This is a genomic window from Streptomyces sp. NPDC048434, assembly GCF_043200375.1.
In the GTDB taxonomy this organism is placed as follows: Bacteria; Actinomycetota; Actinomycetes; order Streptomycetales; family Streptomycetaceae; genus Streptomyces.
Genome location: NZ_JBICXQ010000013.1, coordinates 1 through 23,385 on the forward strand (window position 1 = coordinate 1; position 23,385 = coordinate 23,385).

At 70.3% G+C, this 23,385-nt stretch carries 22 protein-coding genes; 12 read left to right on the plus strand and 10 right to left on the minus strand.

Going from position 1 to position 23,385, the window contains the following annotated elements; genetic code table 11:
• Positions 1-183: 183 nt before the first annotated feature.
• On the minus strand, positions 184-396 hold the full coding sequence (locus ACGFWI_RS16915; RefSeq protein ID WP_393906724.1) for an acyl-CoA carboxylase epsilon subunit: 213 nt from the start codon (positions 394-396) through the stop codon (positions 184-186).
• A gap of 32 nt (positions 397-428) precedes the next feature.
• Positions 429-2,018, minus strand: a complete 1,590-nt coding sequence (locus ACGFWI_RS16920) for an acyl-CoA carboxylase subunit beta (RefSeq protein ID WP_393906725.1) — start codon at positions 2,016-2,018, stop codon at positions 429-431.
• 131 nt (positions 2,019-2,149) lie between these two features.
• Here ACGFWI_RS16920 and ACGFWI_RS16925 point away from each other — a divergent pair, with 131 nt between their 5' ends.
• The 5 genes from ACGFWI_RS16925 (at position 2,150) to hutH (ending at position 8,935) form a co-directional block, all read left to right on the plus strand.
• Positions 2,150-3,052: a biotin--[acetyl-CoA-carboxylase] ligase gene (locus ACGFWI_RS16925; protein WP_393906726.1), complete on the plus strand. Its 903-nt coding sequence runs from the start codon at positions 2,150-2,152 to the stop codon at positions 3,050-3,052.
• 411 nt (positions 3,053-3,463) lie between these two features.
• The gene (locus ACGFWI_RS16930) at positions 3,464-4,696 is read left to right on the plus strand and encodes an adenylate/guanylate cyclase domain-containing protein (protein ID WP_393906727.1); all 1,233 of its coding nucleotides are present in this window, start codon (positions 3,464-3,466) and stop codon (positions 4,694-4,696) included.
• A 330-nt stretch (positions 4,697-5,026) separates the two neighbouring features.
• Positions 5,027-5,839, plus strand: a complete 813-nt coding sequence (locus tag ACGFWI_RS16935) for an enoyl-CoA hydratase/isomerase family protein (protein WP_393906728.1) — start codon at positions 5,027-5,029, stop codon at positions 5,837-5,839.
• A gap of 316 nt (positions 5,840-6,155) precedes the next feature.
• Positions 6,156-7,283 (plus strand): diguanylate cyclase domain-containing protein, encoded by a 1,128-nt coding sequence (locus ACGFWI_RS16940; protein WP_393906908.1) that lies wholly within the window; start codon positions 6,156-6,158, stop codon positions 7,281-7,283.
• Between the two features lie 107 nt (positions 7,284-7,390).
• Positions 7,391-8,935 carry a histidine ammonia-lyase gene (hutH, locus tag ACGFWI_RS16945; protein WP_393906729.1) on the plus strand — a complete coding sequence of 515 codons (1,545 nt, stop codon included), beginning with the start codon at positions 7,391-7,393 and terminating at the stop codon, positions 8,933-8,935.
• A 35-nt stretch (positions 8,936-8,970) separates the two neighbouring features.
• On the opposite strand, the gene ACGFWI_RS16950 is transcribed toward hutH, so the two are convergent.
• Complete coding sequence (locus tag ACGFWI_RS16950) at positions 8,971-9,375, minus strand: hypothetical protein (RefSeq protein WP_393906730.1); 405 nt, start codon at positions 9,373-9,375, stop codon at positions 8,971-8,973.
• A 108-nt stretch (positions 9,376-9,483) separates the two neighbouring features.
• Between ACGFWI_RS16950 and ACGFWI_RS16955 the strand changes: the two genes are divergently transcribed.
• From ACGFWI_RS16955 to ACGFWI_RS16965, 3 genes are all read left to right on the plus strand, one after another.
• Complete coding sequence (locus tag ACGFWI_RS16955; RefSeq protein WP_393906731.1) at positions 9,484-9,822, plus strand: hypothetical protein; 339 nt, start codon at positions 9,484-9,486, stop codon at positions 9,820-9,822.
• Positions 9,823-10,101: 279 nt separating this feature from the next.
• The gene (locus ACGFWI_RS16960; RefSeq protein ID WP_393906909.1) at positions 10,102-11,394 is read left to right on the plus strand and encodes an Ig-like domain-containing protein; all 1,293 of its coding nucleotides are present in this window, start codon (positions 10,102-10,104) and stop codon (positions 11,392-11,394) included.
• Between the two features lie 341 nt (positions 11,395-11,735).
• On the plus strand, positions 11,736-12,935 hold the full coding sequence (locus ACGFWI_RS16965) for a DUF2786 domain-containing protein (protein ID WP_393906910.1): 1,200 nt from the start codon (positions 11,736-11,738) through the stop codon (positions 12,933-12,935).
• A gap of 38 nt (positions 12,936-12,973) precedes the next feature.
• Here ACGFWI_RS16965 and ACGFWI_RS16970 read toward each other — a convergent pair whose 3' ends face one another.
• Complete coding sequence (locus tag ACGFWI_RS16970) at positions 12,974-13,615, minus strand: response regulator (protein WP_393906732.1); 642 nt, start codon at positions 13,613-13,615, stop codon at positions 12,974-12,976.
• The gene (locus ACGFWI_RS16975) at positions 13,602-14,921 is read right to left on the minus strand and encodes a sensor histidine kinase (protein WP_393906733.1); all 1,320 of its coding nucleotides are present in this window, start codon (positions 14,919-14,921) and stop codon (positions 13,602-13,604) included. Before ACGFWI_RS16975 ends, ACGFWI_RS16970 begins: the two co-directional genes overlap by 14 nt.
• A gap of 326 nt (positions 14,922-15,247) precedes the next feature.
• Between ACGFWI_RS16975 and ACGFWI_RS16980 the strand changes: the two genes are divergently transcribed.
• From ACGFWI_RS16980 to ACGFWI_RS16995, 4 genes are all read left to right on the plus strand, one after another.
• Entirely contained in the window at positions 15,248-15,799 is a 552-nt protein-coding gene (locus ACGFWI_RS16980; RefSeq protein ID WP_393906734.1) for a hypothetical protein, read from the plus strand.
• A gap of 245 nt (positions 15,800-16,044) precedes the next feature.
• Positions 16,045-17,871 carry a sulfatase gene (locus ACGFWI_RS16985; protein ID WP_393906735.1) on the plus strand — a complete coding sequence of 609 codons (1,827 nt, stop codon included), beginning with the start codon at positions 16,045-16,047 and terminating at the stop codon, positions 17,869-17,871.
• Between the two features lie 298 nt (positions 17,872-18,169).
• Positions 18,170-18,337, plus strand: a complete 168-nt coding sequence (locus tag ACGFWI_RS16990) for a hypothetical protein (protein ID WP_393906736.1) — start codon at positions 18,170-18,172, stop codon at positions 18,335-18,337.
• 252 nt (positions 18,338-18,589) lie between these two features.
• Positions 18,590-18,850, plus strand: coding sequence for a hypothetical protein (locus tag ACGFWI_RS16995; protein ID WP_393906737.1), 261 nt, complete (start codon positions 18,590-18,592; stop codon positions 18,848-18,850).
• 537 nt (positions 18,851-19,387) lie between these two features.
• Here ACGFWI_RS16995 and ACGFWI_RS17000 read toward each other — a convergent pair.
• From ACGFWI_RS17000 to ACGFWI_RS17020, 5 genes are all read right to left on the minus strand, one after another.
• Positions 19,388-20,686 carry a lanthionine synthetase LanC family protein gene (locus ACGFWI_RS17000; RefSeq protein WP_393906738.1) on the minus strand — a complete coding sequence of 433 codons (1,299 nt, stop codon included), beginning with the start codon at positions 20,684-20,686 and terminating at the stop codon, positions 19,388-19,390.
• 338 nt (positions 20,687-21,024) lie between these two features.
• A complete protein-coding gene (locus ACGFWI_RS17005) occupies positions 21,025-21,315 on the minus strand; it encodes a hypothetical protein (protein ID WP_393906739.1) in 291 nt (96 codons plus the stop codon).
• 1,017 nt (positions 21,316-22,332) lie between these two features.
• Positions 22,333-22,614 carry a hypothetical protein gene (locus ACGFWI_RS17010; RefSeq protein WP_393906740.1) on the minus strand — a complete coding sequence of 94 codons (282 nt, stop codon included), beginning with the start codon at positions 22,612-22,614 and terminating at the stop codon, positions 22,333-22,335.
• A 274-nt stretch (positions 22,615-22,888) separates the two neighbouring features.
• Positions 22,889-23,134 carry a hypothetical protein gene (locus ACGFWI_RS17015; RefSeq protein WP_393906741.1) on the minus strand — a complete coding sequence of 82 codons (246 nt, stop codon included), beginning with the start codon at positions 23,132-23,134 and terminating at the stop codon, positions 22,889-22,891.
• Positions 23,131-23,355: a hypothetical protein gene (locus tag ACGFWI_RS17020; RefSeq protein ID WP_393906742.1), complete on the minus strand. Its 225-nt coding sequence runs from the start codon at positions 23,353-23,355 to the stop codon at positions 23,131-23,133. The genes ACGFWI_RS17015 and ACGFWI_RS17020 overlap by 4 nt, the downstream gene beginning before the upstream one ends.
• Positions 23,356-23,385: the final 30 nt, after the last annotated feature.

Below are 23,385 nucleotides of genomic sequence, written 5' to 3' on the forward strand. Positions count from 1 at the left end.
GGCGTGAACAGCGCGCCGCTCTAGTGGTGGCTCGTGGGGTTGTTGTGACCCCCTAGTTAATGGATCGTGGGCCCGTGGGGGGCGTGGCGCCTGAGTACGCGTACTCAGGCGCCACGGCGTAACGCACTAGTCAGTGCACTATGCACCGACCTGACCTCACGGTCACCGCTCGACATCAGCCGGTCAATGCGACCAGTAACTCGTACGCCAGGCCCGCGGGCCCGGGTGCGGCATCCGCGCCCGCGCCGGAACCGTGGACGCGGGGTCCGACCACTCGGTGCCGCGATCGGCTCCTCCGGGCTCGACGGCAGCGGCGGCCGCCGCGCGGACCTGCACCACCGCCACTGCGGCGGCCAGCTCCTCGGGTGTGGGGTTGCCCCGTACGACCTTGATCATCGAGAACGGCCCTCCTTCGCTGGTTCTGCCGGTCAGAGCGGGATGTTGCCGTGCTTCTTCGGCGGCAGCGCCTCGCGCTTGTTGCGCAGCGTGCGCAGCCCGCGGACGATGTGCCGGCGCGTCTCGGACGGCACGATCACCGCATCGACATAGCCGCGCTCGGCCGCGACGTACGGATTGAGCAGGGCGCCCTCGTACTCCTGGATCAGCTCCTGGCGCCGCTCGTCCTGCGCGGCCGGGTCCTCGATCGCGGCAAGGGTGCGCCGGTAGAGGATGTTGACCGCGCCCTGTGCGCCCATGACGGCGATCTGCGCGGTCGGCCAGGCGAGGTTGAGGTCCGCGCCCAGGTGCTTGGAGCCCATGACGTCATACGCGCCACCGAACGCCTTGCGCGTGATGACCGTGATCAGCGGGACGGTCGCCTCCGCGTACGCATAGATCAGCTTGGCGCCGCGCCGGATGATCCCGTCGTACTCCTGGTCGGTGCCGGGCAGGAAGCCGGGCACGTCCACGAAGGTGATCACCGGGACGTTGAACGCGTCGCAGGTCCGCACGAACCGCGCGGCCTTCTCCGAGGCCTTGATGTCCAGGATGCCCGCGAACTGCATCGGCTGGTTGGCGACCACACCGACCGCATGGCCCTCGACCCGTCCGAAGCCGGTCAGGATGTTCGGCGCGAACAGCGCCTGGGTCTCCAGGAATTCATTGTCGTCCAGGACATGCTCGATCGCGACATGCATGTCGTACGGCTGATTGGCCGAATCCGGGATCAGGGCATCCAGCTCGCGGTCGGTGTCCGAGGTCTCCAGATCCGCCTCCTCCGGGAAGGCCGGCGGCTCGGAGAGGTTGTTCGACGGCAGGTAGGACAGCAGTCCCTTGACGTACTCGATGGCGTCCTTCTCGTCGCCCGCCATGTGGTGCGCCACACCGGAGGTGGTGTTGTGCGTACGGGCGCCGCCCAGCTCCTCGAAGCCGACGTCCTCACCGGTCACCGTCTTGATGACGTCAGGCCCGGTGATGAACATGTGCGAGGTCTGGTCGACCATGACCGTGAAGTCGGTGATGGCGGGGGAGTAGACCGCACCGCCCGCACACGGGCCGACGACCAGGCTGATCTGCGGGATCACGCCGGACGCATGGGTGTTGCGGCGGAAGATCTCGCCGTACATGCCCAGCGAGGCCACGCCCTCCTGGATGCGCGCGCCGCCGGAGTCGTTGATGCCGATGACCGGGCAGCCGGTCTTGAGCGCGAAGTCCATCACCTTGACGATCTTCTCGCCGAAGACCTCGCCCAGGGCCCCGCCGAAGACCGTGAAGTCCTGGGAGAAGACGGCCACCGGGCGCCCGTCGACCGTGCCGTAGCCGGACACCACACCGTCGCCGTAGGGGCGGGTCTGCTCCAGCCCGAAATTGGTCGACCGGTGCCGCGCGAACTCGTCCAGCTCGACGAACGAGCCCTCGTCCAGCAGCAGATCGATGCGCTCACGCGCCGTCAACTTCCCCTTTGCATGCTGCTTTTCCACCGCACGTGCGGAACCGGCATGCGTGGCTTCTTCGACCCGTCGCTGCAGATCCGCCAGTTTGCCCGCGGTGGTGTGGATGTTTGCTTCCGGCTCGGACATCGGGATGCGGCTCCTGCTCGTCCTGGACTGGTGCTCGTACTGAGGGTGGTACGGGTTTGGCTACCGATTCGTAGCGTATCCGCGGGACTGCTCAGCGGCACTGCGTCGTTGACCACACCTAGGCTGGTCCCATGACGCCTCAACCACCGGAAAACCGGGACAAAGATGCCGGTCGCTGGAGCGATCTGGGCCGCCCCCCGCTGAACGCCACGGCGCTGCGCCGCGCCCTGGTGCGGCCCGGCTCGCTCTGGACCGCCCTGGACGTCGTCTCCGCCACCGGCTCCACCAACACCGACCTGGCGGCCCGCGCGGCCGAGGGGGAGGCCGAGGGCGCCATCCTGGTGGCCGAGGAACAGTCCGCCGGCCGCGGCCGCCTCGACCGCACCTGGTCGGCGCCCCCGCGCTCCGGCCTCTTCTTCTCCGTCTACCTCACCCCCCGCGTCCCGGTGGAACGCTGGGGCTGGCTCCCCCTGCTCGCCGGGGTGGCCACGGCCGCCGCCCTCTCCCGGACGGCCGGCGTCGACACGGCCCTCAAGTGGCCCAACGACCTGTTGGTAACTTCCCAGGACTCCGAGGAACTGCGTCCTGGGGGCACCCTCACGGAACGCAAGGTGGGCGGCATCCTCGCCGAACGGGCCGGCCCCGGCGTCGTCATCGGCATCGGCCTCAACGTCTCCCTCACCGCCGCCGAACTCCCCGTGCCCGCCGCGGGCTCGCTGGTCCTGGCGGGCGCCCGCAGCACCGACCGCGACCCGCTGCTGCGCGCCGTGCTCCGCTCACTGGAGGACTGGTACACGGAGTGGCGGGCCGCCGACGGCGACCCCGCCGCCAGCCGCCTCCACGAGGCCTACGCCGCGGGCTGTGCCACCCTCGGCCGCTCCGTACGCGCCGAACTCCCCGGCGACACCGAAATCATCGGCGAGGCAGTGGCCATCGACGGCGACGGCCGCCTGGTACTGGCCACCGCGAACGGCGTACAGCGGCCGGTCGGGGCCGGGGACATCGTCCACTTGCGCCCGGCGGAGGACTCGTAGGGCCTGTCCGAGGCGTTGGACGAGACCCCGGCCCGGTGCGGCGCCACGATGGATGGCCGCCGCACGGGTCGGCGGCCGTGAGGTCTGCCGCTGTCCGTCCCGAGGGGCGTCCCCTCCGGGCCCCCGCCCACGGGGAGTACGCGCACCCACGGCGGGCGCGCGGCGCCCACCCCACCGGCCGACCGCAGACACACTCGGCCCAGCCGCGGCCAAGGACGGCAGCGCGAGGGCACCCCGCCCCGCCGCCTACCGCCGCGCCGGTACACCCCCACCACTTCCGCGGTCACAGCCGACATGTGAGAGTGAGCCAGAGCACACCTGCCGTATCGTTGAGGCGGTTCGCCAGGGAGCGGACCACCGGCGAGCAGTGATCGGAAGGGCAGTGCGCAGGGATCGGACAGGGAGCGGCCGGTGACCGCCGACGACTCGGGCGCCGCCCCGCGCGACATGGACACCGAGGACGACGCCGTGCGCGACGTCCCCGTCGACGACCCCTCCGGGGGCCGGGACGAGGGCGCCACCACCAACGGCGAGGCCGGCGGCATGGTCACCGGCAACGGCGCGGCCGATAACGGCGACGAGAACAACATCGCCGTCCGCCTCGAACAACTCATCCTCGGCGCCGACCGCCGCTACACACCGTTCCAGGCGGCCCGCGGCGCCGGTGTCTCCATGGATCTCGCGGCCCGCTTCTGGCGGGCCATGGGCTTCGCCGACATCGGCCAGGTCAAGGCCCTCACCGAGGCCGATGTGCTGGCCCTGCGCCGGCTGTCCGGTCTCGTCGAGGCCGGGCTGCTGAGCGAGGCCATGGCCATCCAGGTCGCCCGCTCCACGGGCCAGACCACCGCCCGTCTCGCCGACTGGCAGATCGACTCCTTCCTGGAGGGCCTCACCGAGCCCCAGGACTCCGGCCTGACCCGTACGGAGATCACCTACCCGCTGGTCGAGCTGCTGCTCCCCGAGCTGGAGGAGTTCCTCGTCTACGTCTGGCGGCGCCAGCTCGCCGCCGCCACCGGCCGCGTCGTCCGGGCCCAGGACGACGCGGAGATGGTCGACCGCCGGCTCGCCGTCGGCTTCGCCGACCTGGTCGGTTTCACCCGTCTGACCCGCCGCCTGGAGGAGGAGGAACTGGGCGAGCTGGTGGAGGCGTTCGAGACCACCTGCTCCGACCTGGTGGCCGCGCACGGCGGCCGGCTCATCAAGACCCTCGGCGACGAGGTCCTCTTCTCCGCCGATGACGCCGGTATCGCCGCCGAGATCGGGCTGCGGCTGATCGAGACGATGACCAATGACGAGACGATGCCGGAGCTGCGGGTCGGTATCGCCTTCGGCACGGTCACGACCCGGATGGGCGATGTCTTCGGCACGACGGTCAACCTCGCCAGCCGCCTCACCTCGATAGCGCCGAAGGACACCGTGCTGGTGGACGAGGCGTTCGCCGAGGAGCTGGGCCGTATCGGTGACGCACCGGTCTCCGAGGCCGACGCCGCGGCCGCGGAAAAGGTGGCCGAGGAGGGCACCGGCGCCCCGCCGCCGTCGTACCGCTTCGCACTCCAGCCGATGTGGCAGCGCCCGGTGCGAGGCCTGGGCGTGATCGAGCCGTGGCAGCTGAGCCGTCGGGACGGACAGGCCACGAGCGACTGAGGCCCACAAGCGGACCGGACCCCGCCGCGAACGGACGCCCGGACCCCGCCGTGAACGGGCACTCGGACCACGGCAGGCCCGGAACCGGAGCCCGCGGATCACCACCGCCCGGAACCGAGCCGGTGGACCGCTGCCCGCCCGTCCTGATGCGCCCCCGCGGATCACGGCCGCCCGAACCGACCGCCCGGCCCACACCCCGCCCCCTCCCGAGCCCGGCCCCTCCCGAGCCCGGCCCACCCCTCCGGGCTGCCGCCCCCATCCCTGTCGCCCCGGCCGCCCACCTGGCATGATCCCCACGTCAGGTCAACGCCCGTTAACAGGGAGGGCTGCATGGAACGGCAGGGGCAACGGCAACAATTCGGCGCCGACGGCTGGGTGGCCGTCGAGCGCCACGGTTTCGTGGCGGAGCTGATCATGGACCGCCCGAAGGCCATGAACGCCGTTTCGACGGCCATGGCCGACAGCCTGGCGCAGGCCTGCGCCGAGCTGGCCGCGGACCGCTCCGTACGGGCGGTGGTGCTCAGCTCCACCCACGAGCGGGCGTTCTGCGTCGGCGCGGACCTCAAGGAGCGCAACTCCTTCACGGACGCGGACCTGATGCGACAGCGCCCGCACACCCGCGCCGCGTACACCGGCGTACTGGAACTGCCGATGCCCACCATCGCCGCGGTGCACGGCTTTGCGCTCGGCGGCGGCTTCGAGCTGGCGCTGGCCTGCGATCTGATCGTCGCGGACGGTACGGCGGAGGTCGGCCTGCCGGAGGTGTCGGTGGGCGTCATCCCCGGCGGCGGGGGCACCCAGCTGCTGCCGCGCCGGGTGGGCGCGGCGCGGGCGGCCGAGCTGGTCTTCACCGCCCGGCGGGTGCAGGCGGCCGAGGCCGCGGAGCTGGGGCTGGTCGACCGGCTGGTGGCGGACGGGCAGGACCGGGCCGGGGCGCTGGAGCTGGCGGCCGCGATCGCCCGTAACTCGCCGGTCGGACTGCGCGCCGCCAAGCGCGCCATGCGCCTCGGGCACGGGCTGGACCTGCGGGCCGGCCTGGACCTGGAGGACGGCGCCTGGCGCAGCGTGGCCTTCTCCGGGGACCGGGCGGAGGGCGTGGCGGCCTTCAACGAGAAGCGGGATCCGGAGTGGCCCGGGGAGTGACCCGGGGCAAGACGGCGCCGGCGCCGGACGGCACCTCCCGCGGTGTCGGCGCGGCCGCCCACCGTCACGCACCGTGATGAGGCCATGCTCCGGCCCCCTCCTGCGCGGCTCATCTCCCGTCTCCGCTCCACCCCCACCCCCCGACCAGGAACGACGCGAATAACGCCCGGGTGTCAATCACACACGGAAAGGGGCGAAAGGGGTTAAACATTCCTACGCTGTACTACAGAGCGTGCTCACGGTGACGGAATGCGAGGATCCGGTGACGGGCGAGGGCGATGCGAGGCTGCGGGCCGTGGTGGAGCTGGCGCAGGCGATGGCGGCCGCGCACACGCCGCGCGAATCGGCGCACGCCGCGGCGCAGGGTGTGCGCCAGGCCCTGGGGGGATCCTTCGCGGCGATCTCGAAGTGGGAGCGCGAGCTGGGCAAGCTCCGGGTGCTGGTCAATGTCGGCGAACTCGCCGACGACGAGGAGGAGTTCCCGGACGACGAGAGCTACCCCGTCCACGAATTCCCGGAGATCGTCGGCTTTCTCCACGAGCAGTGGGCGGGCGGCGGCGAGCCCAGTGCCTGGGTGGAGACCGCCGAGGAGCCGCACGGCGGCCCCGCGCCCGCGGAGGCGGCAGCGGGGCTGGGCGGGAGTGGCTGTGCCAACCCGCAGCGGGTGGCCGCGCTGCGCCGCCGCGGCCGGGGCTGCTGTGTGGTCGCGCCGATCGTGCTGCACGGCCGGGCGTGGGGCGAGCTGTATGTCGCGCGGCGTACGGGGGAGGCGGTCTTCGGGCGGCCGGACGCCGACTTCGCGAGCGTGCTCGCCGCGGTCACGGCCGCCGGGATCGCCCAGACCGAGCGGCTGGCGGAGGTCCGCCGGCTGGCCTTCACGGACTCCCTGACCGGCCTCGCCAACCGCCGCGCCGTCGATATGCGGCTGGACGAGGCGCTGGAGCTGCACCGCAGGGACGAGGTGGTGGTCAGCCTGGTGGTGTGTGACCTCAACGGGCTGAAGCGGGTGAACGACTCGCGCGGCCATGCGGCCGGGGACCGTCTGCTGGAGCGCTTCGGCTCGGTGCTGTCCCTGTGCGGTGCGATGCTGCCGGGCATGCTGGCGGCCCGGCTCGGCGGCGATGAGTTCTGTCTGCTCGCGGTGGGCCCGCCGGCCGACGAGGTGGTCAAGGTGGCCGGTGAACTGTGCGACCGGGCAGGGGAGTTGGACCTCGGTGAGGGGGTTGCGGTCGGGGTCGCCTCGACCGGCGATCCGATCGGTCCGGTGCGCAGCGCCCGCCGGCTCTTCCGGCTCGCGGACGCCGCGCAGTACAAAGCCAAGGCGGCGCGGTCGGGTGAGCCGGTGGTCGCCGGGCGGCACGGCGGCAAGGACGACCCGGTCGTCCGGCTCGCCGACGCACCGGACCGGCGGTCGGGGCCGGAGCGCCGCCGCTTCCGGAGGTGAGGCATCGCATCCTTGTACAGACCCCGGTCCCTCGCGTACGCCCCGTAAGGGGTGCTCACGAAATCCGGTGGTGACATCCGGCGATTCAGTCTCTAGGGTGCCTGAATATGGATATGCACACTGTGGTGCTGGGGACGTCCGGCACGACCGCACAGGACGTCATCGCGGTGGCCCGCGGCGCGGCCCGGATCGAGCTGTCCGCGGAGGCCCTCGCGGCCGTCGCCACCTCCCGCGCCTTCATCGACGAACTCGCCGCCAAGCCGGACCCCGTCTACGGCGTCTCCACCGGCTTCGGGGCCCTCGCCGTACGGCACATCAGCCCCGAGCTGCGCGTGCAGCTCCAGCGCAACATCGTGCGCTCGCACGCGGCCGGCATGGGCCCGCGGGTCGAGCGCGAGGTCGTCCGCGCGCTGATGTTCCTGCGGCTCAAGACGCTCGCCTCCGGGCACACCGGTGTCCGCCCGCTCGTCGTCGAGACGATGGCGGCCATCCTCAACGCCGGCATCACGCCCGTCGTGCACGAATACGGCTCGCTCGGCTGCTCCGGTGACCTGGCGCCGCTCTCGCACTGTGCGCTGACGCTGATGGGCGAGGGCGACGCGGAGGGCCCCGACGGTGTCGTACGGCCGGCCGGCGAGCTGCTGGCCGAGCACGGCATCGAGCCCGTCGAACTGCGCGAGAAGGAGGGCCTGGCGCTCCTCAACGGCACCGACGGCATGCTCGGCATGCTGGTCATGGCCTGCGCCGATCTCGCCCGGCTGTTCACCTCCGCGGACATCACCGCGGCCCTCTCGCTGGAGGCACTGCTCGGCACGGACAAGGTCCTCGCGCCCGAGCTGCACGCCATCCGCCCGCACCCCGGGCAGGCCGCCTCGGCGGGCAATATGTCCAAGGTGCTGGCCGGGTCGGGCTTCACCGGCCACCACCAGGACGACGCCCCGCGCGTCCAGGACGCCTACTCCCTGCGCTGCGCCCCGCAGGTCGCCGGCGCCGGCCGGGACACCCTCGACCACGCCCGGCTCGTGGCCGACCGCGAGCTGGCCGCCGCGGTCGACAACCCGGTGGTGCTGCCGGACGGCCGGGTCGAGTCCAACGGCAACTTCCATGGCGCTCCGGTCGCCTACGTCCTGGACTTCCTGGCCATCGCCGCGGCCGACCTCGGCTCGATCGCGGAGCGCCGTACCGACCGGCTGCTGGACAAGAACCGTTCGCACGGGCTGCCCGCCTTCCTGGCCGGAGACCCGGGCGTCGACTCCGGGCTGATGATCGCCCAGTACACCCAGGCCGCGCTCGTCAGCGAGCTGAAGCGGCTGGCGGTGCCCGCCTCGGTGGACTCCATCCCGTCCTCCGCCATGCAGGAGGACCATGTCTCGATGGGCTGGTCGGCGGCGCGCAAGCTGCGTACCGCGGTCGACAACCTGACCCGGATCATCGCCGTCGAGCTCTATGCCGCGACCCGCGCCGTCGAGATGCGTACGGGGCTGACGCCCGCCCCCGCCACCCGTGCCGTGCTGGACGCGGTGCGCGGTGCCGGCATCCAGGGGCCGGGCGAGGACCGTTTCCTGGCGCCGGACCTGGAGGGCGCGTATGCGTTCGTCCGGGGCGGGAAGCTGGTGGCGGCCGTGGAGTCGGTCACCGGCGAGCTGGCGTAACGGCGGACGGCGGGGCGCCCGCCGCCCGTCCCGTCTCAGGCGGTGTCGTCGCGGGTGCGGCGGACGGAGTAGCTGACCAGCCCGGCGCCGAGCGCGAGACAGGCGCCGCCGCCGATCACGTACGGCGTGGTGTCCGGGCTGCCGGTGTCGGCGAGGAAGTGCGGCCGGGCGCCGGCGGGGTCGGCGCCGGAGACCGTGCGGGAGCCGGTGCCCGAGCCGCTGTGGTGCGGGGTGGTCGTCGTGGAACCGCTGACGGTGTCCTGGGCCCCGCTGCTCACCCGGTCGGCCAGGCCCGGTCCGGCCGCGGCGGATGCCGTCCGCAGGCCGGAATCTGTCGCTCCGTCATCCCCCGCACTCGCATTGGCGGAGGGGACGAACCACAGGGCGAACAGTACCGATCCCGCGGCCGCGGCGGTCAGCAGTGGTCGTCGTGCGGTCACGAAGCGATCCCCCTTGTGGGTTCGGCGAATTGGCCGTTGACCGCAGATGTTAGTGACCGCCGCGGGTCGCGGGGAAGTCAGGACCCGTCCATGCCTAACCTCCGTGCTATGAGCAATGGTGAGACATCACGTTTTGTGCGCCTTCATGTCGAACTGATCCTGGAGGTGACCGACGCCCGGCAGCTGACCGGCGCGGCCCTCGATCACATCGGCGGCGACCCGTCGCTGCCCGACGAGGAGCGCAGACAGTCCGTGGAGACGGTCAAGGAGGATCCGGCGGAGGCACTGGCCCATCTGATCGACCCGTTCGACCTCGTCACCTCGGTGCCGGGCACCGAACTCGCCCAGGCCTCGTGGAGCAGCGAGGAGCTGACCGACTACGACCCGGACGCCGAGTGGAACGCGGCGGACTGGGATCTGGCGGACGACGCGGACGGGGAGGGCTGACCGGCAGCTCGTCCCGCCCGATGGCCAGGGCCCCTGTACGGCTTACCCGCCGTACGGGGGCCCACTACGTGGCCGGTGCGCATCCGCACCGTGAGCACCCGGTGACCGTTCCGGGGACATAAGTGGCCTTCCCCACACTTTGTGGAGGCATGGAACGGGCGAAAAGGAAAAGGCGTTCATATGGCGTCGGCTGGAATGGCTGCGTCCAGATATGCCTGCGTTCAGTTGGCAGCTCGCTCGGGGAAGTCAGCGAAATCGGTAGCAATGGAGATGCGTGTGATAACGGACAGCAAGCGCCGGAACGGGCTTATAGCCAGCGCCACGCTGCTCGGGGGCGTACTCACGCTTGCGGCGTGTGGCGGCAGCACGGCGGCTGACCACGGCAGCGATGGCGGTGCTGACGGTCCTCGCCACGAGAACGCCCAGCAGGTGGACGAGGCGGCCGCGAAGGACGCCTCCAAGGCCAAGATCAAGATTCTGCCGGCGGACGGCGCGACCGGTGCGGGCATCAACAGTGACGCCAACGTCACGGTCGGCGACGGAAAGCTCACCGAGGTCACCATGACCTCGGCCGAGTCCAAGCAGAAGATCGACGGCACCCTCTCCGCGGACGGCACCTCCTGGAAGCCCAAGCAGGCGCTGGAACGTTCGACGAAGTACAAGGTCACCGCGCATGCGGTGGACTCCAAGGGACGCACGGCGGTGGAGAACTCCAGTTTCACCACCGTCTCCCCGGCGAACAGCTTCGTCGGGAACTTCACGCCGGAGAACGGCTCGACCGTCGGCGTCGGGATGCCGGTGTCGATCAACTTCGACAAACCGGTCGAGAACAAGGCCGAGGTCGAGTCCGCGATCAAGGTTGCGTCGAGCAGCAACCAGCAGGTCGTCGGCCACTGGTTCGGCGACAAACGGCTGGACTTCCGCCCCCAGGACTACTGGAAGGCGAACTCCAAGGTCACCATGAAGCTCGGCCTCGACGGTGTCGAGGCATCGCCGGGCGTCAAGGGCATCCAGAACAAGACCGTCAGCTTCAATGTCGGTCACTCGCAGGTCAGCACCGTTGACACCCAGGCGCACCTGATGTTCGTGGTGCGTGACGGCAAGCTCGTCAAGACCATCCCGATTTCGGCCGGCGGCGACGAGAACGCGACCTACAACGGCAAGATGGTCATCTCCGAGCGGTTCAAGCAGACCCGGATGGACGGCTCGACCGTCGGCTTCAAGAAGAAGGACGGCAAGGGCGAGTACGACATCCCCGACGTGCCGCACGCCCAGCGCCTGTCGGCCTCCGGCACCTTCATCCACGGCAACTACTGGGGTAAGGGCATCTTCGGCAAGTCCAACACCAGCCACGGCTGCATCGGTCTGGAGGACGCCAAGGGCGCCAAGGACGCGAAGACGCCCGGCGCCTGGTTCTTCGACCACTCGCAGACCGGCGATGTGGTGGATGTCGTCAATTCCCCCGACCAGACGGTCAAGCCGGACAACGGCCTGAACGGCTGGAACATGGACTGGTCGGAGTGGGTCGCCGGCAGTGCTGCGCAGCAGCCCGGCACCGTGGTGCAGCAGTGACACCGCAGATGACGGCAGCACACCGCGGGTGACGGCAGCACACCGCACGATGACCGCGTGTGACATGACCGCTCGCGAGGCGAGATGACAGGTCGTGTCAGGACCGTCAGCTCGTGCCGTGCCGTGCCGGCCGCTCGCCTCATGACGTGACCGACGCCCGGTGGCGCCCCGATCAGGGCGCCGCCGGGCGTCGTCGCTGTGTAGGGTGCGCCGGCCGCCGGCCGCCGACCACCACCGGGACGCGGGGCCGGGGCAGCCCTCCGTACAGTGAGCGGGTGAGTGAGCGCGGAGAAAAAGGGCGCGGCGGGCCGTCGTCGGCGGCCGGTGAACTGGTCGGGCAGGTGCTCGGCAGCGTCCGCTACGCGCCGGACGGCGCGCAGGCCGAGGACGCCATCGAGGCGGGCGCCTCGATGCTGGCCGCGGCCGAGGCCGGCCGGGAGGCGGTGAGCGCGGCGGTGGTCGACGCCGCTGTGGCGGCCGTGCGGCAGTGCTGGGCGGGCGGCTGGCAGCCCGCCGACCTGGAGCGGATCGTGCGGCGTGACGCGTCCGGCGCCTCCCTGGTCGCAGTGGTCGTCGACGCCGTCGCGGCCGAAGCGGCCCGGCCGCCGGCGGCACGCCCCGCGCGCGACACGCGCTGGGCCGAGCAGCTGAGGAACCTCGGCGCCGAGGTCTGGTGGGCCGGCGACACCGGCTACCTCGACGCCCTGGCCGAGCGCCGCCGCACCTCCCGCTTCGAGACCACGTACGACGTACTGGCGGCGCTGCGCGTACTCGCCCGGCTGCCCCGCATCACCCCGCTGCCGGCCCCGCCGAAGGCCGCCCCGAAGAGCGGCCCCGCCGCGTCCCGTGCCCTCGGACGGATCCGCGGGCTGCTCGCCAAGGCCGAGGCGACCGACTACGCGGAGGAGGCCGAGGCGCTGTCCGCCAAGGCCCAGGAGCTGATGGCCCGGCACAGCATCGACGAGGCGCTGCTCGACAGCGCGGACGCCGCCCCCGGCGGGCAGGCCGGCGGCCCGTCCGCGGTCCGTATCGGCATCGAGGGCCCGTACGAACAGGCCAAGGCGCTGCTGCTCGACGCGGTGGCGGCCGCCAACCGCTGCCAGGCCGTCTGGGCCGCCGACGTCGGTTTCTCCACCCTGGTCGGCTTCGCCCCCGACCTGGAGGCGGCCGAGATGCTCTACACCTCGCTGCTGCTCCAGGCCACCGCCGCCATGCACCGCGCGGGCGACGACCACCACGCCCGCGGCCGCTCCCGCCGTACCCGGGACTTCCGCCAGACCTTCCTCGTCGCCTACGCCGACCGCATCCGCGACCGGCTCGGGGCGGCCACCGCCGCCGCCACGGCCGCCGCCACCGCCGAGTCCGCCGAAGCGGCCCCCGACCTCCTCCCGGTCCTCGCCGCCCGCGAACTCGCCGTCGAGGAGACCACCGGCGCCCTCTTCCCCGACACCGCCCCGGTCCGCCTCCGCGGCATACGGGACGCGGACGGCTGGCACCAGGGCAGAGCGGCGGCGGACCAGGCGCGGCTGGGCGAGGGGTGAGGGCGCGGCGCAAGTGACCCCGGGGGAGCCGCGCGCGGCTATGACAACAACCCGCGCTCCAGGGCCGTCATCACCGCCGCCGTCCGGTCCGACACCTCCAGCTTCTTGAACGCACGCAGGAGATGGGTCTTCACGGTGGCCTCGCCGATGAACAGCTCCCGGCCGATCTCGGCATTGGTCAGTCCCTGGCCGACCAGCCGCAGCACCTCGCACTCCCGGACGGACAGCAGCGGCTGCTCCACCGCCCGCGCCCGGAACAGCTTGGTGGCCAGCGACGGGGTCAGCACGGTCGCACCGCGCGCCGTACCGTGTACGGCGTCGACCAACTCGGCCCGGGAGCTGCCTTTGAGGAGGTAGCCGGCCGCGCCCGCCTCCACGGCGCGCAGGATGTCGGAGTCGTCCTCATAGGTGGTGACGATGACCACCCTGCTGCGTGGCGACTGCCGCAGGATGTGCCCCGTGGCGGCGACCCCGTCCATCCCGCCCATCCGCAGATCGAGCAGCACGACGTCCGGCGTCAGCCGGGCCGCCAGCGTCACGGCCTCCTCACCGGAGCCCGCCTGCCCCACGACATCGATGCCCGGGTCGGATTGCAGCATCGCGCACAGACCCTCGCGTACGACGGGGTGATCATCGGCGAGCAGCACCCGCACCGCGACCGTCTCCTCAACGCCCATCATCCGCCGCCTTCGCCAACCGCCCCGCCGCCACATGCTCTTCGGACCGACCCGCCATCGGCGCCTCCGCCCGCTCCACCGCCTGGGCCAAGGGCACCTTCACCTCGACGGCGGTGCCCGCCCCGGGCTCGCTCACCACGCTCATCACTCCACCGATCCCCGCCACCCGCGCCGCCATGCCCCGCAGCCCGAAGCCCCCGCCGTCACCCCGACCGTGCTCGTCCTTTCTCCCGGCAGCCGCCGCCGCTGCCGCGTCGAACCCCCTGCCGTCATCGGCGACACGGAGCCCGACCCGTCCCTCCCCGTACCGGAGCACCAGGTCCACCGCGCGGGCGTCGGCATGCCTGCGCACATTCGCGCCGGCCTCCTGCGCGGCACGCAGCAGGACGACATTGACCGCCATCGGCAGCGGCCGCTCGTCCCCCTCGACGGCGAACCGCACCAGCAGCCCGGTCTGCGCGGTCAGCCCGTCTGCCTGCCGCCGCAGCGCCTGCGCCAAGGAGCTCTCCCGCAAGGACGCGGGCGTGCGGTCGGCCACGAAGGCGCGGGCCTCGGCCAGGCTCTCCCTGGCCACCCGTCCGACCAGCGCCAGATGTTCACGGGCGACGGCAGGCGCGCCCTCCACCTCCGAATCCGCCGCCTGCACAAGGCTGATGATGCTGGTCAGGCTCTGCGCGAGGGTGTCGTGGATCTCCCGTGCGAGCCGCTCGCGTTCGGCGGAGATCCCGGCCTGGTGCGACAGCCGGGCCACCTGCTCGCGGTTCCGCCGCAGCTCTTCGATCAGCGCGGCGTGCTCCTTGTTCTGCCGTACCACCCTCTTGATCCACAGCCCGAGGAGCACGGACAGGGCCATCCCGAGCAGCGACGCAAGCAGCACGAACAGCACGGCCTGGCCCGCGGCGCCGCCGCGCAGCCACAGCATCGTCACGGGCATGAGGTTGCCGAGGACGCCGACCACCAGGGCCGGCCTGGTCGCCAGGCTCATCATCAGCATCGGGATGAGGGCGAACAGCGCGAACGAGCTCATCAGATCGACGGCGGTGGCGACCCCGAACAGCACGAAGAGGCCGACGGGGAAGACGACGTTCCGCCGGTCGCTCTCATGCCGCAGCATCAACGGCCGCCCGACCCCCGCGTACCAGAGCACGGCCAGGGTCAGCGCGCCGATGGCGACCACCCGGCCCCCCTGCGGCACGCCGGAGGTGAACACCAGCCCCGTGGTGACCAGATAGCAGATCACGAAGTAGCTGTCCCACAGCCCGAACCACCGCACCCGCGCCTCGGGCGCGCGCCGCGCCTCAGCCGTCACCGCGGCCCCCTGGATACCACCGTGTCCCCCTGGACATGAGCCTCCCCGCGCCCGAGGAGCGGGTGCGGCCGCGCCCAGTCCTATCACCTGCCCCTCCGGCGCCGCGCTGTCCACCGACCGGTGGACATCCCCCTCCACCGGTCGGTCGTCCCGCAGCAACGGCTCCTCGCCATAACGTCGTTGACGAAGCCCTCGCGGACCTGCGGAAGACCCCGGACAAAGGAATTCGCCGGACCGCGGAATTCCCGGAACCACGGAAATCCCCGAACCGCAGCGCACTCGCCGAGCAACAGAAGCCGCAGCACCCCAGAAAGGCCCGGATTTCCATGGACCACCTGAGTCAGTTCGTCACTGCACTCCTCGCCAGTGCCACCATCCTCACCCTCATCCTGGCCACCGACCTGGGCCGCCGCCGCGTCACCAACATGCGCATGCTGCGCTCCGTGATCGCGGTCGCCCTCATCATCGCGATCTTTGTGCGCTCCTTCCCGGCCTCCGGGAACGCGCCCTCGTTTCAGCTCGTCGGCGTCGGCGTGGGCGTGATCTGCGGCCTGATCGCCGGCGTACTGCTCCCCGCGCACCGCGGCAGCGACGGCCGGATCTACACCACCGGCGGAATCGGATACGCCCTCGTCTGGATCGTCCTTTCCGCCGCCCGCGTCCTTTTCGCCTACGGTGCCGAGCACTGGTTCACCGAGGGCCTGATCCGCTTCAGCATCGAAAATGAGCTCAGCGGCCCCGATGTCTACGCAAATGCCTTTGTCTTCATGTCACTTGCCATGGTCCTCACCCGGACCGCAGTCCTCGTGACCAAGCGCCGCCGCATCCGCCGGTCGGCCCCCGCCCCGGCGGGCACGGAACAGCCGGCCGCGGTCTGACGGCGCACCGTCCACGGACCGGCGCCACCGGCCGACGCCTGCTCGTCAGCCGTCGGAGCGCGTGGCGTCGCGGGGGAGGGCCGGGCCGATCGGGGGACGGCCCGGCCCTGGCATCATCCTTCCCGCGCAGGCGGCCGGCCGATTGAACGCGGGCCACCGGCCGACCGTACAGATAGCGACGGCGCCGACCACCCGAGTCCGGTCCGCCGCTCCACCACCGGGCCTCGCACGGAAGGACCTTCGGGTTGTCGCACTTCACGCGCTCTCACCAGCTGCCACAGCAGAGGCAGGCAACCACCACCGGGCCCCTGCCGCCGGACGACGGCCCCCCGGCGGATGCGCCGGATACCGCGGCAGGGACGGGGGAACAGGAAGGCGCCCCGAGCGAGGTCACCGACCTCGATGCCGCCCCGGCCGGCTGGCGGGACCGCCATCCGGCCGCCGCGCGGGCGGCGGCGTGGACCACCACCGCCCTGGCCGGCGCGCTGGTGCTGGTCACCCTCCTGCTGCCGAACGACGCCGCCCGCCTCACACCCGCCGAATTCGCCCGTATCCCGGTGGAGGGGATAACCGGCGCCGCCCTGCTGCTCCTCCTGCCGCACCCGGCCCGGCGGGTGGCCGCGGTGCTCGCCGGAGTGGCCCTCGGCCTGCTGACCGCCCTGGACCTCCTCGACATCGGCTTCGGCGAGGTGCTCGGCCGCGGATTCAACGTGGTGTTCGACTGGGTCCTGCTCGGCGACGGCGCCTCCTTCCTCCAGGACTCCATAGGCCGGGCGGGCACGATCGGAGTCGAGATCGCGGCCGCCCTCCTCGCCCTCGCCCTGCTCGTCCTCCCCGCCCTGGCGGTCCTCCGGCTCAGCAACCTCATGGCCCGGCACGCCGCCAGGGCGGCCGGCACCACCCTCGTACTCGGCACCGCCTGGGTCCTCTCCTCGGCCCTCGGCCTGCAGATCGCCGGGGCGCCGGTCGCCTCCCGCAGTACCTCCGACCTCGTCCAGTCCCGCGTGGACGGCGTGAGCGCGACCCTGAAGGACGAGCGGAAGTTCGCCAAGGAAGCCGCGAGCGACCCCTACCACCACACCCCGGGAAGCCGGCTGCTGACCGGACTGCGCGGCAAGGACGTCATCTTCACCTTCATCGAGAGCTACGGCCGCAGCGCGGTCCAGGACCCGCTGATGGCACCGGGCGTCGACGCCACCCTCGCGAAGGGGACCGAACGCCTGCGGGCGGCCGGCTACTCCGCCCGCAGCGGCTGGCTCACCTCGGCGACGTACGGCGGCAGCAGCTGGCTGGGCCACTCCACCTTCCTGTCCGGCCTGTGGATCGACAACCAGCAGCGCTACCGCACCGTCACCGCGGGCGACCACCTGACCCTCACCAGCGCCTTCCGGCGCACCGGCGCCTGGCGGACCGTCGGCATCATGCCCGGCATTACCAAGGGCTGGCCGGAGGCCAAGTTCTACGGCCTCGACCACGTCTACGACTCCCGGGAACTCGGCTACAAGGGCCCCAAGTTCAGCTGGTCGACCATGCCCGACCAGTACAGCCTCGCCGCCTTCCAGCGCCTGGAGCACGGCAAGCCGCACGACAAGCCCCTGATGTCCGAGATCATCCTGACCTCCAGCCACAACCCCTGGGCGCCCCTCCCCAAGACCCTCGGCTGGGACAAGGTCGGCGACGGCTCCGTCTACAACAGCATCGAGAAGGCCGGCAAGGACCCCGTCGACGTATGGCAGCAGACCGACAAGGTGCGCACCGAGTACGGCAAGTCCATCCAGTACTCCCTCAACAGCCTCATCTCGTACGTCGAGAAGTACGGCAACAAGAACACCGTGCTCGTCTTCCTCGGCGACCACCAGCCCGTCGCCAAGGTCTCCGGCGACCACGCCAGCAGGGACGTCCCGGTCGCGATCGTCGCCCATGACCCCGACGTCCTGAAACGCATCTCCGACTGGCACTGGACCCCCGGCCTCAACCCCGGCCACCACGCCCCCGTCTGGCGGATGGATGCTTTCCGCAACCGCTTCCTGACGGCCTACGGATCCCGACCCGGAACCGGGGAAACCCGCTAACGGCAGCACCCGGTCCCGATCAGCCCCCCGGCCACTCAGCCCGAACACATGACATGGCGCGCCGCCGCCCTCTGTGCCTCGCACGGCCCAACCCCGGGCGTTCCCTGGGCTGTACGAGGCGGAAGGCCCAGGAAAGAAGACCACAGCGGGGTCCCCCGCACCGCTCAGACCTGGCCCTACCAAGACGATCTGCTGCCACACTGCACGCACCATGCCCGCACCCGGAGCGCAGGCAACGACGGCGACTCGGGCAACCAGTCGAGCAGTCGACCAGTCGACCAGTCGGCCAGGGGGTCTTGTGCAGCAGGATGGGGATGACGACGCTGACTACCATGCGGCGGTCGCACGCACATGGCTGACGGTGGTCATAGCACTGGCCTGCGCCGTGATCTTGACAGGTGCCATCTTCGCCGGCGCACTCGGATTCTCCGGGCTCTCCGACGTGTTGTCGATCGTCTCTGATTGACCCGTTGCGCGCCTGAATACGGGGGCTTCCACGAGCCCCGCCGGCATTGCAGCCGCCGACAGCCCCCGCGCACTCCGCGCCGTCTGAGCCCACGGTCCGGCCAACTGTCGAAAACAGCTATCTGCTGCCGCGATGTGGCTCAGCCCATCATGGGCGCTCCGCTCACTGACCCACCGTCGCGGCCCCAACCGAGGGAGGACACCTGTGAATGCCCCCTCCCGCTCCCACGCGCCAGCCACATACGCTGAGTCCGTGATCAGGGAAGAACCGCACGTCATTTGGTCCTTGGACGGTTTCAGCAAGCAGGACGAGTTCTTGCGTACGCAGCACACCATCAGCCGGGAGCAAATCATCAAGCTTCGTGAAGTGATCACCCCTGATGCTGACGATCCTTGGATGACCTACAGCTACGACGTACCTCTCGATGCCTGGCCCGCAGTGGAAGAGATCTTGCAGTGCGGCCCACCTGATCCATGCCTTTACTACCAGACCTCCGCCATCGCTGCCGATTGATCGGCCGTAAAGAGCCCCGTCCGCAGTGTCTCGCCAGAGCCGGACGGGGCTTCGAACGCATCTTTCAGAGACGCGTCAAGGAGAGGTTCATGGAACCATCCGCCACCCCCTGCCGAGCGTGAGCTTAAAGGAGCGACTCGGCTCACCGTGGCTAGATTGGCGTCGCTCATGACCGGCGTGGGAACCCTTCTTGTCGGGATTGCCGCAGTGATCACAGCGATGCGGTAGAGCGTGCGATCTGCGTAGTGCCGACAAAGCCCAGACGCGATGTACGCGTCTGGGCTGAGGGTGAGTTGAACGGCGCTTCGCGACATCCACGGCTGACATCAACAACAGCAGATTTCGACGGCTCTCAGTGGTCGCTGGCGGCAGCTCGGCCCTGATGTCGAACCATCGCTGGGCGCGCCGGATCGAACTCCTAAAGCGGTGGTCTCCGAACGGGAGCGCAAGATCAGGCGGTCGCGTAGGCGAACAGCCCTGCACGTAGCCCGTGAGACATCGGCACGGTTTGCTGACAGGCGCGCACACCCCAGTCCATCACGACACGGCGTCGGTGCCGGAGGAGCGGATCGTGACCCGGGCGGGCACCGGAGGCTGGTCCGGCCACGCGAACGCGTACCGGGGGTCGCCCCTGCGGCTCAGCCGTACGAAGCGCAAGAGTTCGCGGACGATGCCCGCGTTGCCCATCGCCCAGCCGGTGCACGGTTCGAGGTCGCTCGGAGTGTCCCGGTACTCGAAGTTGGACCAGCGGGCGCCGTCGCTGTCCCGGATTGCGCGGGCAACGAGGTCCCTGACGAGGACGTGTGCGAAGTCGTACGGGTCGTGCTGTTCGGCGATCCGGTCGCAGGCCAGGGCGAGGACGCCCGCGGTGCCGCAGCAGCGGCCGTTGTTGTCCCAGAAGCCGGGGCGGGGTCGTTGGGGCAGGCCGGAGCGGGTGACCGTGTCCCAGCAGCGGTCGGTGAGGCCGGCCCAGACGGGGTCGGTCGTGATGTCCCGCAGCAGCCGGAAGACTTGGGCGTCGCCGGCCGGGCCGTGACACCAGCCGTAGCTGATGGGCTCGATGACATCGGGGCGGTACTGCGGGGTGGAGTGCGGCACCAGGAAGCCTTCCGGCCCCGCTTCATCGCGCGCCACGACGTCCGCCGCACCGGCCAGCGCCAGTTCGACCAGGTCCGTACGGCCGGTTGCCCCGCCGACTTGGGCGAGCGACAGGACGATGCCGAGCGTGCCGTGCGAGATGTGGTGCAGACGGGAGTCGGTACCCGTGCGGTGGGCCCAGTGGACGCCCGCCGAGGTCTGCTCCGCCGTCCGCAAATACGGCTCCATGGCGAGGACGGCCAGTTCGGCGTCGCCGGCCAGGAGCGCGCCGAGGCCGATCCCCGCGTTGCCGCCCATCAGCTCGAACAGCTCGCCCCAACGCGTCCCGTCGAAGCGTGACCGTATGAGTTCCAGCGCACGGTCAGCGGCGGCGCCGGCAGCCGTGTCGCCGAGTTCTTCGTGAAGGGCCCGCAGGACGAGCGCCATTCCGGTGCGGCCGAAGTAGAGGGAGTCGTCGTCGATGCCGTCGACGGAGTCCGCGAGACTGCCGGCCGCGCGCAGGGCGGAATCGGCGTAAGAGTCGTCGCCGAAATGCCGCCACGCCTCCAGGAGCACAGGGACGACACCGGCCGTACCGCTGTAGAGCATCGGGTTCAGCTCGTCGTCCGAGGGCCTGGTCGTCCAGGCGAGGCCTCCTCCGGAGGTTTCTCGCGCCGCCCCGGTCAGCCAGCGCAGCCCCTCCACCGCCAGCTCCTCGACCTCGTCGACCACCGGGACCGTGGCTTCTGGTGCCGTCATGAGCACACTCTCGCATGATCTTCCGGCCCCGCCCAGAGGGAGTTGGCGCCTCGAAGGCCCCTCCGCCGCACCACAACCGCACCAGGTCGGACGGGGAACAGCAGGGAACCACGAGGAATGCAGCCGAGCCTCCAAGAAGCCCGAGCAAGCCGTCCACCCAGGTGAGTCCCCCAATCAGTCCCAGATGACCGCAGCTTCCCAAGCTGAGGGCGCGAGTTGGTCTCGTCGCCCGCCCCACGAAGAAGGCCCAGGTCGACGACCCGGGCCCAAGGTAGGTCATGACCCCACGGTGAGGCGGGATGGAGTCGAAGCGCTGTGCTGCCAGCTCGACCGCACCCTTATCCCACCGGAAGTAGCTCGACATCTACTTCAAACGGATTGTCCTGTACCGCGTGTGTGACCGGGGCGGTACACTCCTTGAACTCTTCTTCTCCAGGGTCAATGCGCTTCATGATGACGGTGCACACCCCCTGATTGCCCAGTTGGTGCGTCAGCTTGTAGCCGTGGGGCTCGCTATCTGTGTTGGTTGTCGGGATAGTACATACTGCCCGAATTGGATTATTTACCTGCACGCCGTAGTCGTTTTCTGCGTATTGGGTCTCGCATCGGATTGGCATTCCATTCAGCACGTCAGAACCGTTGTACGGAACGAGCGAAGGCGAAGGCGAAGGCGTTGGTGCGCGTTCTGGTCGCATGGGCAGCCCGAGCACAGCGTCTCGGCAACCTCTCCTCCACGCTCCGTTGTCTCCCGTGCTATCCCCCGGCGGGAGCCTGTGCTCGGTTAAGGAATAGCGGTTCCTAACCTTGCCGCACTCACCCCCCGCGGCGCGCTCCTGGCCGGCCAAGACGGGATGGGCATATCCCTTGTCCATGGCATCTTGCCCGAAGTCCCAGCCTTGCTCATAGGCCTTCGTCGCCGGACCAGGGGTGTACTTTGCCGGAGGGTGCGCTGGGCCATCGTCAGGTCGTGATGTTGAGCAGCCAGCGGTAGCTAAGACTCCAAGGAGTGCTATTACGGGAACGATCGGCACCCTGTCAGACATAGTCCGAAGCGTAGGCCTTGTCGGGCTCACGTTTGATGACACGCTTCGTACCTCCACACTCCACGCACAACCTGATCCGCGCACAGCAGCGAGACCAGATGCGCCACTCAGTCATCCCAAGTAGCTATCGGCTACCCCAGCGGAACTGCTTCTAGGCCGAGCGCATGTGCAGCACAACGCCTTGCGTCAGGCTAGGGCCGATCTTCGTGTTCCAGTCCGATACAGCTGGCAGATCATCTCTGGTTGCGCATTCTGATGTCTCGTACGAGGCGGACTTGCGCCGTGGACCACCTCTGGACTGGGTGGGGCCTAGGAGCGGCCACTAAGCCCTCGACCTGGTCTCATGGCGGCCGACGAAGCGCCCTCCGGAGCCGTGCGCGTGTCGAGCACCTTGATCCTCAGGGGATCGCTCACGTGCCAGAACCGTGCCAGATCACTCGGTCAACCAAGGTCAACTAGGGTGCTCAAGGGGCCGCTTATCGGCCTGCGGGCCAGAACGGGTTGCTGCCGGGCCAGCAGCGGCTGTCCTAACTCCCCGCCACTAGGCTTACAAAGCAGCGATCGTGGAGGCGGCGCACAGCCGCATCGGCAGCATCGAGCACCCTAAGCGCCGGCCCTTCGCCACCTGAGCGCTTCTTCTCGCGCTGCGTTGGCCAGAGCTAGTGCAGCCTCTACGGGAAGCGACAGCCGGAGTACTCCCGAGCCATCTGTTGTTGTCGATGCCGTCGACCTGACCTCGGTCGTGTCGATGCCTGCCTCATCCATCGCGCCCTTCAGCTCCATCGCAGCGTCCACCGCGCTCCGCCAGCCGGCCACGTAGTCCACGTCGCGTACCCACATCCAGCCGTCCGGTTCCGGAGCCTCGTCGTCGAAGTTCGGGTCCATCGGATCGTGCTGCACAGAACGTCACTCCCAGGAGCAGTAGTTGATTGCCTGGGGATGTCCACCCGCCGGTCAACGGGCATGACAGCGGCCCCAGTACCATCGGCACTGGGGTCCGCGAGGGCTCCGGACCGGACCATCCCGGATGCTGTCCAGGCGAGGGGTGGTCCGGTCTCACATGTCTTGGGTCAGTCGTTGTCAGGGGTGCTGATGACGACAAGCGGCACGACTATCGCCGCCCAGAAGGCCACGATCAGAACGCTGAATAATCGCTGTCTCACAGGCACTCACCGTCCGTTGGCGTCATGCGCCAGAACCGCGTGACGGTCTCGCGGTACCCGCGGTGCGAGGGGTGTTGGCCGGTGTGAGAGAAGGCCCAGTCGCGTGCGGTCTCGAATTCTTCCGAGGGGTCTGCTGCGGCGTCGCAGGACATGCACTCCAACTCGTGCACCATCTCGGGGGCCTCCGGAGCGATCTCCGGTCCCATCGTCCATCTGAGATAGCGAAAGATCGACCTGGTCACAGCCCACTCCTGCTGTGAGCGTTGAGTTCTGCCACCCGTGAACTCAGATCGTCACAGGAACCGAGCGGTCGCAGGTCCTCCGGTCGCGTGTCCCATTCGATCCCGCCGTGGGGCGGACGCAGTTGTACGTGCGACCACTTGAAGTCCATGACCCGGCCGACCCGGCCGCTCCTGGTGTCCAGCGTCAAAGTGCCCACCGCAGGGGCTTTCTTGTCGCTCATACAAGGAGGATCACGGCGACGCCCAGGACG